This window comes from Kribbella pittospori (assembly GCF_004331465.1).
Lineage (GTDB): Bacteria > Actinomycetota > Actinomycetes > Propionibacteriales > Kribbellaceae > Kribbella > Kribbella pittospori.
In genome coordinates, this window is sequence record NZ_SJKB01000003.1 from 302,943 (window position 1) to 316,564 (window position 13,622).

Consider the following 13,622-nt stretch of genomic DNA (forward strand, 5'->3'; position numbering starts at 1 on the left):
TCCCCTCGAGGGAGGTCACCCCGCCCCCAATTCGGAGTGTGGCACTCGGAATTGGCCGACGGAACAGGTCAGTTCGGCTCCGGTCGGTCACCCAGCAGCGGGTGGGCAGGATCCCACCGCGTGCCGTCGCGCTCGTCCTGGCGCTTGCGAGCGATCGCTGACACCGCCTCGAGCACCACCCGATTCGCCAGCGCAGCGGTGATGTCCGAGTGGTCGTACGGCGGACTCACCTCGACCACATCCATCCCGGCCACGGGCAGTTCGAGGCAGATCCGGCGTACCGCGTCGAGCAACTGACGAGCGGTCAGGCCGCCGGGCTCGGGGGTCCCGGTGCCCGGCGCGTGGCCGGGGTCGCAGACGTCGATGTCGACGGACAGGAAGACGCCGTCGCAGTCGTCGGTGGCGATCACGAACGCCTCGGTCAGGCACTCGTCCAGGCCGCGGTGCACGATCTCGGTCATCTCGTAGGAGCGCATCCGCTGCTCGGCCATCCAGTCCAGCGTGTCCGGCGGCGGCCAGTACCCGCGCAACCCGATCTGCAGGAAGCGATCGCCGCGCAGCGCACCGGACTCGATCAACCGGCGCATCGGCTGGCCGTGACCCCACAGCGACCCGAACTCGATGTCGCCGGTGTCTGCGTGCGCGTCGAAGTGCAGCATCGACACCCGGCCGTGGCCGAGCACGTTCGCGACACCCTTCGCGTCCGGGAACGCGATCGAGTGGTCGCCGCCGAGGACGACCGGGATCGCCCCCGAGCGCGTCACCCTTTCGACCGCCGCCTCGAGCGCGGGCAGCGCGACCTCGATATCGCCGGAGTACATCTCCACATCACCGGCGTCGACGACGTTCAGCTCGACCAGACCGTCGGTGCGCAACGCGAGACTCGGCCGCGATCCGTCGTGACCGAGGTAGTCCCGCATCCGGATCGCCATCGGCCCGAACCGGGCACCCGGCCGATGCGACGTACCGCCGTCGAAGGGCGCCCCGAGGATCACGACCTGCGCGTCCGCGTACGACGCCGGATCGTCCAGATCGCACGCCGGCACACCCAGAAACGTGAAGTCCGGCCCGAACTGCTGCCCGTAGCGGGTCATGCTCGGAGTCTGGCATCCAGCCACCACATGTCAACCAACGCCGACGTAGTCTGACCGCCGTGAATCTACTCGTCGTGCAGCCGGACGAACTCTGCCCGCCGGGCCAGCTCGCCGACTGGCTGTCCCCGTTCCAGGTCTGCCGCGCGTACGGCGGTGATCCCGTGCCGGAGAACGCGGACGGGCTCTCCGGATTGATCGTGCTTGGTGGTCTGCCGGGCGTGCACGACGCGGATCGGGTGCCGTGGCTGACCCCGATCATGACGCTTCTCGCCGACGCGGTGCGGCAGGAGGTGCCGACGCTCGGGATCTGCCTTGGCCACCAGTTGCTCGCCCACGCCTTGGGCGGCACGGTGATCTCCCGGCCGCAGGGCCAGAACTCTCGCGTGCTCCGGCCGGTCTGGACCGCCGAAGCCGCCCTCGATCCAGTCGTCGGTCCAGCGTCTGCGCAACTGCCCGCGGTGGCGTGGAACGCCGACACCGTCGCCGTACCGCCACCCGGGGCGATCGAGCTGGCCAGAAGCGATGACGGCGACCTGCTGGCGTTCCGGATCGGTCGATCGGCGTGGGGCGTTCAGTGGCACCCGGAGGCGTCGTACGGGATCGTCAAGGGGTGGTACGACGCGCAGTGCCGGGCCGGTACCGCTCGTCCGGAGCTGGAGCGCGGGCTGGCCGAGATCCGCGCGGCCGAGACCGAGCTGTCCGCCGCATGGCGTCCGCTCGCTCTCGCCTTCGCCGCCGCGGCCACCGGTTCGCGCGAGCCGGCCTGATCGGCTACCTCAAGCAGCGGGACACGACCTCCAGCAGGCGATCGTGGGTTGCGGCGTCAGCTGCGACGACCAGGCCTGGGCCGGTGTGCACCGGTTGCCCGCGGAAGTCGGTGACCACGCAGCCCGCGGCCTGGCACAGCTGGATGCCGGCGGTGAAGTGGACGCTGTCGACCAACGCACCGTTGGTGATGTAGCCGGCTCGGCGACCCACAGCCACCCACGCGAGCGTGAGGGTGGTCGACGACACCCGCAGCCCGAAGGTGGCCAGGAGGGTCGGGTCGGTCAGGATCCGGGCGCCGAGGCGGTCGCTCCCGGGCGGATCGTCGACATCGACGTCGATCAGGAGTGAGGTCGCGGACGGTGTGGCCGGCGCGTCGGCACCGTCGCGGCGCACCGCGGCGGTCGTCCCGTCGGTCCAGAACACCTCACCGGAGAGCGGCTGCGCGACGGCGGCGACACCCGGCCCCTTGAGGGCAACGTTCACCGAGAACAACGGTGTCTCGGCGGCGAAGTTGAGGGTGCCGCAGAGCGGGTCCACCAACCAGGTCCGGGCCGCCTGACCGTCGGCGCCGTACTCCTCGCCGATCACCGCGTCGGCGGGCCGTGCGGCGCGCAGTACCTCGAGAATCGCCCGCTCCGCCTCGAGGTCCGCCTCGGTGGCGAAGTCGGTGGGCGACTTGTCGTACCTGGCCAGCGGTACGCCGTACTTGGCGCAGACGACCGCGGCGCCGGCCGCGGCCGCCTGGATCGCCACCTCCGCGTCGGTCTGAGTGCTCATGCCGCCCATCCAACCCGACTGCCTACAACGGGCGGAGGTCGGTGCCGGGGATCCAGGTGATGTGGCCGTCCTTGTCGCAGACCCGGCCGAGCCACTCGCCGTTGTCGCGGATCCAGACGTCGAGCTCGCCGTCCTGCCACTCGGCGCGCTGCACCGGCTGGGCCGGGTCCACCCGCCGTACGGCGTCCGCCGGACGCGGGCCGTGAGCGTCGTACTGGACGTCGAGATCGCTGGCTATCCGGTGGGCCTCCGTCTCACTGTCGATACCCATCGCACGCCACCCGTTGACCGCACCGTCCCAGACGCCGAATCCGTTGGATCCGTCGTCGGCCGGGCGAACCGTGAACCGACCAAGCATGTTTTCAGATTACACTTTCTTCGAACACATGTTCTAGTCTTGATCTTGGCAGCCCGGACGCGATGAGCTGTCCCAGATGGTAGAGGGTGTGCGATGGGCTACAACAATCCGCCGATCAAGTGGTCGGAGCTGGAGCGGAAGCTGTCGGACCGGTCCCGGCCGGGCAGCCACGGCGGGCGGCCGGTGACGGGCGACGGCGGCGACAGCCCGGCGTGGTCGCAGCACCGCGGTCCGTATGTGCCTGACACCGTCCGTCGCCCGGAGCACGCGGTGCCTTACGCGGAGCTTCACGCGCATTCGAACTTCTCCTTCCTGGACGGTGCTTCCCAGCCGGAGGACCTGGCCGAGGCCGCGGTCCGGCAGGGGCTGCACGCGCTGGCGCTGACCGATCACGACGGGTTCTACGGCGCGGCCCGGTTCGCCGAGGCGGCAGCGGCGTACAAGTTGCCGACCGTGTTCGGAGCGGAGTTGTCGCTGGAGCTGACCGGCCCGCAGAACGGCGTGGCCGATCCCGAGGGCAGTCACCTGCTGGTGCTGGCGGACGGCCAGGAGGGCTATCACAAACTGGCCGGCGAGATCACCGAGGCGCAACTGGCCGGTGGTGAGAAGGGCAAGCCGGTCTACGACCTGGAGAGGCTGGCCGAGCAGGGGCGGGACCATTGGCTGATCCTGACCGGTTGCCGCAAGGGACTGGTCCGGCAGGCGCTGGAGCTCGGCGGGCACGCCAACGGTCCGGCCGCCGCCGGACGTGAGCTGGACCGGCTGACCGCGTTGTTCGGCAAGGACCGGGTGGTGGTCGAGCTGATCGACCACCACCTGCCGGCCGACACCACCCGGAACCGGATCCTGGCCGGGCTGGCGGCCGACCGCAGTCTCCCGGTGGTTGCCACGAACAACGTTCACTACGCCACCCCGGCGCAGCACAAGCTGGCCGCCGCGCTGGCCGCGGTCCGGGCCCGGCGGGACCTGGACACGATGGACGGCTGGCTGCCGCCGAGCGGGATGGCGTTCCTGCGCTCGGGGGAGGAGATGGCGTTCCGGTTCCGCCGGTACGACGGGGCCGTGGCGCGATCGGTGACACTGGCCGACCAGCTGGCCTTCGACCTGGCCCGGGCGAAGCCCAAGCTGCCGCTGCGCGACGTACCGGAGGGGGAGACGCCGATGTCGTGGTTGCGGCACCTCACCTTCGAGGGCGCCGCCAAGCGGTACGGGACGCGGGGGCAGCGGCCGGACGCGTACGAGCGGCTGGAGCGTGAGCTGGCGGTCATCGAGGAGAAGGAGTTCCCGGGGTACTTCCTGATCGTCGAGGACATCGTCCGGTATGCCCACGACAACGGGATCCTCTGCCAGGGCAGGGGATCGGCGGCGAACTCGGCGGTCTGCTACGCGCTCGGGATCACCGCGGTGGACAGCATCCTGTACGACCTGCCGTTCGAGCGCTTCCTCGCCACCACCCGGACCGAGGAGCCGGACATCGACGTCGACTTCGACTCCGACCGCCGGGAGGAGGTGATCCAGCACGTCTACCGCAAGTACGGCCGCCGCAACGCCGCCCAGGTGGCGAACGTGATCTCGTACCGGCCGAAGTCCGCCGTCCGGGACATGGCCAAGGCGCTGGGGTACTCGGTCGGTCAGCAGGACGCGTGGTCGAAGCAGGTGGACGGCTGGAGCCCGGAGATCACCTCGACCGAGCACGACATCCCGCCGAAGGTGGTGGCGATGGCGACCGAGCTGCTGAAGTTCCCGCGGCACCTGGGCATCCACTCCGGCGGGATGGTGCTGACCGAGCGGCCGGTGGGGGAGGTGGTGCCGATCGAGCACGCCCGGATGGAGAACCGCACGGTCCTGCAGTGGGACAAGGACGACTGCGCGTGGATGGGGCTGGTGAAGTTCGACCTGCTCGGGCTGGGGATGCTGGCGGCGTTGCAGTACTGCATGGAGCTGGTCCGCGAGCACATCGGCGAGTCGTGGCTGCTGCACACGATTCCCAAGGAGGAGGCGGGCGTCTACGACCAGCTGTGCCGCGCGGACTCGGTGGGCGTCTTCCAGGTCGAGTCGCGGGCGCAGATGGCGACGCTGCCGCGGCTGAAGCCGCGCCGGTTCTACGACCTGGTCACCGAGATCGCGCTGATCCGGCCCGGCCCGATCCAGGGCGGCGCGGTCCATCCGTACATCCGCCGCCGGACCGGTGAGGAGCCGATCACCTACCTGCACCCGAAGCTGCGGCCGGTGCTGGAGCGGACCATGGGCGTGCCGCTGTTCCAGGAGCAGCTGATGCAGATGGCGATGGCGGTCGGCGAGATCGACGGCGACGAGGCCGACCTGCTGCGCCGGGCGATGGGGTCCAAGCGCGGCATCGAGAAGATCTCGTCACTGAAGGAGAAGCTGTACGCCGGGATGGCGCGTAACGGGATCACCGGGGACCTGGCCGACGAGATCTACGAAAAGATCGAAGCCTTCGCGAACTTCGGGTTCGCCGAGTCCCACTCGATCAGCTTCGCTCTGCTGGTCTACTCCAGCACGTGGCTGCGGCTGCACTACCCGGCCGCGTTCCTGGCCGCGCTGCTGCGCGCCCAGCCGATGGGCTTCTACTCACCCCAGTCCCTGGTCGCCGACGCCCGCCGCCACGGCGTCGAGGTACGGCGTCCGCACCTGCACCTGTCGGGGGTCGACGCCGGGCTCGAGCAACTGGTCGACGGTCAGGAGCTCACCGGCCCGACCGGATCGGACGACTGTCTGAAGGATCCGCAGCCGCTGGTCGGACCGTTCGATCCGAAGGCACCGTCCGACACCACCGGGCACCGCCGCGACGGCGTGTTCTCGGTCCGGCTCGGGTTGTCGGAGGTGCGCACGATCGGCGACAAGGGCGCGAAGCTGATCGTCGAGGAGCGCGAGCGCGGTGGGCCGTTCACGGAGATGGCCGACCTCGTCCGGCGTACCGGGATCACTGCCGCGCAGGTCGAGGCGCTCGCCACCGCCGGGGCGTTCGACTGCTTCGGCCTCGATCGCCGGCAGGCGTTGTGGGAGGCCGGTCGTGCCGCCGAGGAGCGGCCGGGCCAGCTCGCCGGGATCACCGCTGCCGGACCACCGCCGACCCTGCCTGGGATGAGTGACATCGAGGCGGACATGGCGGATCTGTGGTCCACCTCGATCACCACCACCAGTCACCCGATGCAACGCGTCCGGGAGCGGCTCCGCGCCGAGGGCATCCTGTCCGCGGCCCAACTCCGCGAAGCCCCGAACGGCGCCCGCGTTCGCGTCGCCGGCGTGGTCACCCATCGCCAACGCCCGGCGACCGCCTCCGGCGTCACCTTCATGAACCTCGAGGACGAGACCGGCATGGCCAACATCGTCATCACTGTCGGCTGCTGGCACCGCCACGCCACCGTCGCCCGCACCGCCGGAGCCCTCATCATCCGGGGCCGGGTGGAACGAGCCGGCGAAGTCACCAACCTCTCCGCCGACCACCTCCAACGCCTCCCCCTAGCCGCCAAAACCCCCTCCCGAGACTTCCGCTGACTTCGGCCGCGACGTCCGGATCGCCGTGACCCGCTCCGGCGTACGGCGGGCTCAGCGTTCAGTGGGCGGGCCGGGCTCAGTGTCCGGTCGGCGGGCCGGCGGCTATTCGGGTGCGGACCTGCTCCATGCGTTCGGGGGAGTGGTGGGGCATTTGCCAGCGGGTTTCCAGCCACCAGGTGGCTCCGGCGTCGGCCCAGGATTTGAGGAGGGCGGCGGCTGCGGCGGGGTCGTGGGCGGGGGTTTCGCCTTCGGCGATGATGTCGAGGTGTGGAGAGCCGCCTTGGGCGGTGAGCCAGGAGCGGACCTGCCGCAGGTCGTCCGGTGAGTCGTGGCCTGATTGGTACTGCGGGAGTACGCCGTCGCAGCGTAGGACGCGGCGCATCGACTTGGGTCTCGGCCAGACGCCGACCACCCAGATCGGGATCCGCTCCTGCACCGGCCGTCCGACCTGCGCGAGGTCGTCGCGGGCGCACTCGTAGTCGTAGTACTCACCGTGATAGCTGGATCGTCCGGCCCAGAGTTCGCGGATCAGGTCGATGCCCTCGTCCATCATGGCCGCCCGGGTCCGCAGGTCCAGCTCCTCGCCGGTCCGCGGGAGGTCGGTCTCGACGGCGCCGACCCCGACCGCCAGGGTCGCGCGACCCGATGACACCTGGTCCAGCGTGGCGACCTGGCTCGCGACCTTCCACGGCCGTCGCCACGGCAGCGGCGTCAGCATCGTGCCGAGCCGGATCCGGCTCGTCCTGGCCGCGATCGCCGTCAGCAATCCCCACGCATCGACGCCGTACGCCGCCTCCCAGACGAACACCCCGTCCCAGCCGGCCGCCTCCGCAGCGACCGCCTGCTCGAGCTGCTCGACCGCCGACCCGCCCGGAAGAATCAGTCCGTATCTCATTCCACCTTCCTACTAGCCGCCACCGACAACACGCGGCCCGTTGTATTACCCGCCGACTCGTGGGCTCCTAGGTAGTGGGGCTGCGATGGAGGGGGAAGCCATGCCGTTGAAGACGTACGGCGTACTGGTCGGCCGGGCGGTCGGCGTACGCCGGGAAGGCGATTCGGACACGCCGCACTACCAGATCCGGCTGGTGGACGACGCCAGGGTGGACTACCGGATCGCGGTCAATGTGAAGTCGAAGGAGTTCCCGTCGGAGCTGCTCTACCGGGTCCACGAGGACTTCCGGCATCCGGTCACCGCACAGTTGATCGGACTGGCCCGGGGCTGGCATCGGCTCGACACGGGTGCGGCCGGGGTGAACCTGGACTACGTCCGGCAGACGTTGTTCGATCGCACGCTGCTGCGGCCGTTGCCGGCCGACGTCGAGGGGCCGGGCAACGATCTGGCCGACCTGCTGGACGATCAGGTGCAGCGGGCGATCCGCGAGCCGGCTGCGGTCGTGTACGCGTTCGGCGAGCGGTGGGGTCCGGAGGACGGCGTACCGGACAAGGTCTTCGGCTTCCGGCCGGGCAACGGTGTGCATGACATCCACATGAACCAGGGCAACGTCGGTGCCTTCCGCAAGGACGACGGGGTGTGGCAGGACGGCGCGATCATCATCGGGCTGCCGGACCAGCAACGCTGGGTCGGCATCTTCCTGGCGTTCCAGAGCCAGTCGTGGCACACCGACGACAAGACCGGTCACGCTCTCGTGGACGCACCGGTCGCCGAGTTCGGCGCCGAGGCAGTCCAGATCGTTGCCGCGTTGATCAACCCGGTCGGCCCTGCGCCTGAAGCCGAGACGGTCACCCTGCTGAATGCTTCGCCGGACGCGGTCGACCTGACCGGCTGGCATCTCGTCGATCGTGCACTCCATGTCGGCCCGGTCCCGGCCGGTGTGCTGCCACCCGGCGAGACGCTGCTCGTCCGCCTTCCATCCACCGTCCAGCTGGGCAACAAGGGCGGCGAGATCACGCTGCTGAACAGCGCCGGCCTCAAGGTCCACGGCGTCGCCTACACCGCGGCCCAGGCAGAGCGCTCAGGCTGGAGTGTCGTCTTCTGATCCCGAAGGCCTGAAAGCGATATGAAAGGGTGGACAGCTTGGCTGGGCGACGGCAGCAGCTAACGACGGAGCGCTTGGAGTTGCAGCGATGGACACGTCCTCGTATGTGAAGTCTGTGGTCGAGCAGACGAGTACGTTCGCCGAGTGGGTGGACGGCAGGGATGCGGCGACGCCGGTGCCGACGTGTCCGAAGTGGACGCTGGCCGATCTGGTCGACCATGTCGGCGCCACCCATCGGATGGTGGCAATGCTGGTAGGTGAGCAACTGAGCGAGCCGAGCAAGGCGTTCGCCGCCTACGTGCCGGCGCCGGCCGATTCGAGCCAGTGGGGCGCCTGGATGACCGACGGTGCGGCCGCGGCGAAGCAGGCATTCGACGCGGCCGCCGATGACACGCCGGTGTGGGATCCGTCCGGTGCTGCGGCGGGGGTGCCGTTTTGGTCGCGGCGGTTGTTCGGTGAGGCGAGTGTGCACCGCGCGGACGCGGCGGTGGCGCTCGATCGGCGGTACGAGTTGGCGCCGGAGCCCGCCGCTGCGGCCCTGGAGGACTGGCTGGACACGATGACATCGGGCGGCTACTGGGAGAACAGGCCGGACTTCGCCGATGGGATGCGCGGTGACGGCCAGACGCTGCACTTCCACGCGACGGACGCGCCTGGAGAGTGGCTGGCCCGCCGGGAACAGGACCGGGTCGTGCTGGATCGCACGCACGCCGAGGCTGACGTCACGCTCAGCGGCCCGGCCGCCGACCTCCTGCTCGTGCTCAGCAGGCGCTGCAAGCTGGGTGCGGCACCCAGTCTGGAACTGCACGGCGATCGCGCACTGCTTGACTCCTGGATCGACCACATGGACTGGGTCAGCGACTGACCTCAGCTCTGGGTGAGCCGGGCGCCCAGCCGTTGACCTGGCCCGCCCCGGCGGCGATTCTCGACACATAGTGCCTCCGGGGTGGGGGAGAGATGGGGCAACGCAGTCCACTGGTGACGCTCGCGGCCGCGGCCGTCGGGCTCGTCGCGCTGCTTGTCGTGAACAGCACGCAGACCACGTCCACCGGCTCAGCGTCGTCCGAGACCATCGTGACGAACACGCCGGTCACCCCGCCCAACACCGGTCGGCCCGCGGCAGGCACGCCACCGACCAATCCACAGCCGACCGCCACGAAGCAGGCCGCACCCACTCCGACCCAGCAGGCAGCAGTCGTCTACGCCGGTCGTACGGCGAACCGCGAGGCGACTCTCGCCATCGCGGTGAAGGGCGGCCGGGCAGCGGCGTACGTCTGCGACGGCCGGCGCGTCGAGGCCTGGCTGACCGGCACGCGAACCGGCGACACCCTCGCGCTCCGCTCCCGAGCCGGTGACCGAGTGGTCGCGAACCTGGCGAACGGCCAAGTCACCGGCACAGTCACGGTGCACGGCCGCACGCTGCGCTTCACGATCTCCCAGGCCGACCCACCGGCCGGCCTGTATCGCGCGAAGACCTCCGGCAACACCATCGGCTGGATCGTGCTCGCCGACGGCAGTCAGGTCGGCATCGACAACGACGGCACGCCCGCTCCCGCCCCGCCGCTCGATCCGTCCACGGGTACGTCGACCGTCGGCGGGACCGCGGTGACGGCAACCTCGGTCACCGGCGACGAGACGTTCTGAGGAGAGCCATGTCGACCGCAACGATCGGCGCGACGAGCAGGGTCGCGATCCCGCTGTCGATCGGTGCGGCGGTCGCCGTCGTCCTCGGTCTGTACGCACGGCTGCACGAACCGACCGGCGTCGCGGTGAACCTGGCCGGCTTCTCCAGCACCCAGTCGGTCAAGGCGTGGCTGGCATCGCTCGCGTTCGTGCTCGCCCTGGTGCAACTGATGTCCGCGCTGGCGCTGTTCGGGCATCTCGGGCCCCTCAACAGCCGGAGCTGGATCGGACCGCTGCACCGGTGGTCGGGCCGCGCCGCCGTCGCGGCCACGCTGCCCGTGGTCGCACATTGCCTGTATGCGTTGGGGTTCCAGTACGACCAGCCGCGCGTGCTGATCCACTCGCTGCTCGGCTGCTTCTTCTACGGCGCGTTCGTCGCCAAGATGCTGACCCTGACCCGGACCGACGGGCCTCGCTGGCTGCTGCCGGCGGTGGGCGGCGCAGTCTTCGCCGGCCTGGTCGGGCTGTGGCTGACCTCGTCGCTGTGGTTCTTCACCACGTTCGGCATCATTCGCTGAAGGGACCTGCCTGTGGACGAACCGAAACGCCGTACCGTCCTGGCCGCGGCCGCGTTCGCCGCGGTCACCGGATGCAGTACCTACGGTGAGCCCAAGAGCGCTCCGGCCAGTACGCCGCAAGCCGGTACCGAGCTCGCGAAGACGAGCCAGATCCCGGTCGGCGGCGGAGTCCTCTTCGGGGACAAGCAGGTGGTCGTCACCCAGCCGACGGCGGGCACGTTCAAGGCGTTCACCTCGGTGTGCACGCACGAGGGCTGTCAGGTGGCGAGCGTTGCCAACGGCACCATCAACTGCGACTGCCACGGCAGCAAGTTCTCCATCAAGGACGGCTCGGTCGTCCACGACCCGGCCCCGCAGCCCCTCGCCGCCAAGCAGATCAAGGTCGCCGGTGACTCGATCACGCTCGCCTAGGCTGACGACTGATTCGACTGCGGTACTTCGTGGTGTGGCCGCGACTGCCACAGCGCCCACTCGGCGCTGACATCGCCGGCCGTGCGCAGGAGCAGCGGGAGATGGTCCCGCAGGAGCTTCTCGGTGCTGGTTTCCGCAGCGTGCACGGTCACGTTCATCGCGGCGCGGACGGCGCCCGTTCCGTCGCGGACCGGCGTCGCCACCGAACGGACCCCGGGCGCGAGCTCCTCATCAGCCAACGCCCACCCACGCGCGCGGATCTCGGTCAGCTCGTCACGCAACTGATCCGCAGTGCGCCCGATGTACGGCGGAAGCCCAGCGCGACTCGGCAGCGCGAGCGTCTCCGCGAGCTCGTCGGGGGAGAGAGCGGCGAGCAGGACCTTGCCCTGTGAGGTCTGGGCCGCCGGGAACCTGGTGCCGATGTCGACCCGCAGCGCGATGATCTTCGGCACCGACACCCGGGCGACGTAGACGATGTCGGAGCCGTCGAGCTGTGCCATTGACGACGACTCGCCGGTCCGCGCCACCAGTTCCTCGAGATGCGGTTTCGCGATGTCCCACAGTCCGAGCGCGCCGACGTACGCCATGCCGAGCGTCAGCACCTTCGGCGTCAGCTGGAAGGAGCCCTCGACCGAGCGGACGAAGCCGAGCTCCTCCAGCGTGAGCAGCAGCCGGCGCGCGGTCGGGCGGGCCAACCCGGCCGCGGTCGCCACCTCGCTGAGCGACATGGTGCGGTGGTTCGCGTCGAAGCAGGCGAGCACGTCCAGCCCGCGAGCCAGCGACTCGACGAAGTCCGGACCCGCACCGCGTCCTGCCATCAGTTCCTGCCTCCCCGTCGTACGACGTACCGTTCCGGACGAGAGCCTACGACCCGGCAGCTGTCACTCGCCGGAGCCGGGGTCGCCGAAGATGGTGCCGCGAGCCTCGCGGGTGGACTCCGACTTGTACTCGGTGTACTGGTACGGGTTGTCCAGCACCTCGTCCTTCGGCAGGTCCGGATTCATCCCCGCCGCCCACGCGTCCTCGCCGAGCGCCGACCGGAGGAAGTCCACAGTCGCCTCGACCTCTCCGCGTACGGCGGCCAGGTCGACGCCGACCAACTGGTTCGCGTACTTCACCACCTTGCCGTCGACGATGACCGTGTGGACGTCACCGCGCTGCGCCTGGAACGCGACCTGGCCGTACGGATGCACCATCGGGAACGACACCGGAGACGTATCGTTCTTGATCAGTACGACGTCCGCCTTCTTGCCGGGCTCGAGACTGCCGAGGTCGTCGCGGCCGAGGGCCTTCGCACCACCGCGAGTCGCCCAGTCGACCACGTGCTCGGCGCGCAGGTGGCTGTGCGTCACGGTGTCGCCCTTCATATGGGCTTCGAGGTGCTCACGGGCCCGGTCGGCGCCGAGCGTCGTACGCATCGCGCTGAACAGGTCGCCGCTCCACCAGACGCTGGTGTCCATCGACAGCGAGACCGGGATGCCGTACTTGCGGACCTGCCAGGTGGGTGGGTAGCCCTGGCCGGCACTCTGCTCGGACTCGGTCGAGACCGAGACCGACCCGCCTGTCGCGGCCATCCGCTGGTATGAGTCCTCGGTCAGGGTCGCGCTGTGCACGTAGATGTTCTGCGGCGTCATGAAGCCGTTCTCGTGCATCAGCCGGATGCCGTCGTCGTTCGTCGCGCCCCAGACACCGGCGTGCGTGGTGACACCGACCCCGAGCTCGCGGGCCACCTCGAACGCGGCTCGCTCGGGGAAGGCCGGGTCGCCGGTCACGTCGAAGGCGAGCTGGAGCCCGAGTTCGTCGTCGTCCCTGATCCGCTCCAGGAACGCCCGGACGGCCGGGTCCGCGGACCACTGCCACGGTCCTGCCTGGATGTTGCCGTAGGCAAGCACGAAGCGGCCGGGGACGGCGCGCAAGGCGTCCGCGGCGGCTTCGGCGTGATCGACGGACTGCAACCCGTGCGACCAGTCGACGGTGGTGGTGACACCGGCCTCGAGCGACTCCCAGGCCGACGTGAGGTTGCCGGCGTGGATGTCCTCGGGCCGGAAGGTCTTCCCGTGCTCGAGGTAGTACCAGACGAAGTACTGCGTCAGCGTCCAGTCGGCGCCGTACGCGCGCATCGCGGTCTGCCACATGTGCCGGTGGGTGTCGATCATCCCGGGCATCACGATGCCGCCGGTCGCGTCGATCACCTGCGTGCCCTCGGGTACGTCGACCGACGGTCCGACGGCGGCGATGCGGTCGTCGACGATCAGTACGTCGCCCGCGGCCAGCACCGTGTGGTTGTCGTCCATCGTGAGTACGGTCCCGCCGCGCAGCAGTAGCGGCCGGCCCGCCACCGGCGTCTCGGCAGTGGTCATGATCCCCTCCAGAAAACGGTCGGACAGGCGTCCGTATGCCGGTCATCACGGCGATATGGTCACTATCGAAGCGCCCGTCGGCAGTGTCAAGGGCTCGCCGTCCGGTCCTTGACAGTGCCGGTCCAGCGCGCCGA

The 13,622-nt window shown here is 69.9% G+C and carries 13 protein-coding genes; 7 read left to right on the forward strand and 6 right to left on the reverse strand.

The window, feature by feature from the left end; all coding sequences use genetic code 11:
• Positions 1-68 precede the first annotated feature (68 nt).
• The gene (speB, locus tag E0H73_RS11780; RefSeq protein WP_131353866.1) at positions 69-1,094 is read right to left on the reverse strand and encodes an agmatinase; all 1,026 of its coding nucleotides are present in this window, start codon (positions 1,092-1,094) and stop codon (positions 69-71) included.
• A gap of 59 nt (positions 1,095-1,153) precedes the next feature.
• Here speB and E0H73_RS11785 point away from each other — a divergent pair, with 59 nt between their 5' ends.
• Positions 1,154-1,861 carry a type 1 glutamine amidotransferase gene (locus E0H73_RS11785; protein WP_165555598.1) on the forward strand — a complete coding sequence of 236 codons (708 nt, stop codon included), beginning with the start codon at positions 1,154-1,156 and terminating at the stop codon, positions 1,859-1,861.
• Between the two features lie 4 nt (positions 1,862-1,865).
• Here the strand turns inward: E0H73_RS11785 and E0H73_RS11790 are convergent, their stop codons facing one another.
• Together E0H73_RS11790 and E0H73_RS11795 are read right to left on the reverse strand one after the other, a co-directional pair.
• Positions 1,866-2,639, reverse strand: coding sequence for an inositol monophosphatase family protein (locus E0H73_RS11790; RefSeq protein WP_131353870.1), 774 nt, complete (start codon positions 2,637-2,639; stop codon positions 1,866-1,868).
• Positions 2,640-2,661: 22 nt separating this feature from the next.
• Complete coding sequence (locus E0H73_RS11795; protein ID WP_131353872.1) at positions 2,662-2,997, reverse strand: hypothetical protein; 336 nt, start codon at positions 2,995-2,997, stop codon at positions 2,662-2,664.
• 93 nt (positions 2,998-3,090) lie between these two features.
• On the opposite strand from E0H73_RS11795, the gene E0H73_RS11800 reads away from it, so the two are divergent.
• On the forward strand, positions 3,091-6,516 hold the full coding sequence (locus E0H73_RS11800; protein WP_131353874.1) for an error-prone DNA polymerase: 3,426 nt from the start codon (positions 3,091-3,093) through the stop codon (positions 6,514-6,516).
• A 76-nt stretch (positions 6,517-6,592) separates the two neighbouring features.
• Here E0H73_RS11800 and E0H73_RS11805 read toward each other — a convergent pair whose 3' ends face one another.
• Complete coding sequence (locus E0H73_RS11805) at positions 6,593-7,411, reverse strand: LLM class flavin-dependent oxidoreductase (protein WP_131353876.1); 819 nt, start codon at positions 7,409-7,411, stop codon at positions 6,593-6,595.
• Between the two features lie 100 nt (positions 7,412-7,511).
• Between E0H73_RS11805 and E0H73_RS11810 the strand changes: the two genes are divergently transcribed.
• From E0H73_RS11810 to E0H73_RS11830, 5 genes are all read left to right on the forward strand, one after another.
• Complete coding sequence (locus E0H73_RS11810) at positions 7,512-8,516, forward strand: DUF2278 family protein (protein WP_131353878.1); 1,005 nt, start codon at positions 7,512-7,514, stop codon at positions 8,514-8,516.
• Between the two features lie 88 nt (positions 8,517-8,604).
• The gene (locus E0H73_RS11815; RefSeq protein WP_131353879.1) at positions 8,605-9,381 is read left to right on the forward strand and encodes a maleylpyruvate isomerase family mycothiol-dependent enzyme; all 777 of its coding nucleotides are present in this window, start codon (positions 8,605-8,607) and stop codon (positions 9,379-9,381) included.
• 92 nt (positions 9,382-9,473) lie between these two features.
• The gene (locus tag E0H73_RS11820; protein ID WP_131353881.1) at positions 9,474-10,160 is read left to right on the forward strand and encodes a hypothetical protein; all 687 of its coding nucleotides are present in this window, start codon (positions 9,474-9,476) and stop codon (positions 10,158-10,160) included.
• An 8-nt stretch (positions 10,161-10,168) separates the two neighbouring features.
• Positions 10,169-10,717, forward strand: a complete 549-nt coding sequence (locus E0H73_RS11825) for a DUF6529 family protein (RefSeq protein WP_131353883.1) — start codon at positions 10,169-10,171, stop codon at positions 10,715-10,717.
• Positions 10,718-10,729: 12 nt separating this feature from the next.
• Entirely contained in the window at positions 10,730-11,128 is a 399-nt protein-coding gene (locus tag E0H73_RS11830; RefSeq protein WP_238163954.1) for a Rieske (2Fe-2S) protein, read from the forward strand.
• Here E0H73_RS11830 and E0H73_RS11835 read toward each other — a convergent pair.
• Both E0H73_RS11835 and E0H73_RS11840 read right to left on the reverse strand, forming a co-directional pair.
• Positions 11,125-11,946 carry an IclR family transcriptional regulator domain-containing protein gene (locus tag E0H73_RS11835; RefSeq protein ID WP_131353887.1) on the reverse strand — a complete coding sequence of 274 codons (822 nt, stop codon included), beginning with the start codon at positions 11,944-11,946 and terminating at the stop codon, positions 11,125-11,127. The genes E0H73_RS11830 and E0H73_RS11835 overlap by 4 nt on opposite strands.
• A 63-nt stretch (positions 11,947-12,009) precedes the next feature.
• Positions 12,010-13,488 carry an amidohydrolase family protein gene (locus E0H73_RS11840; protein ID WP_131353889.1) on the reverse strand — a complete coding sequence of 493 codons (1,479 nt, stop codon included), beginning with the start codon at positions 13,486-13,488 and terminating at the stop codon, positions 12,010-12,012.
• Between the last annotated feature and the right edge of the window lie 134 nt (positions 13,489-13,622).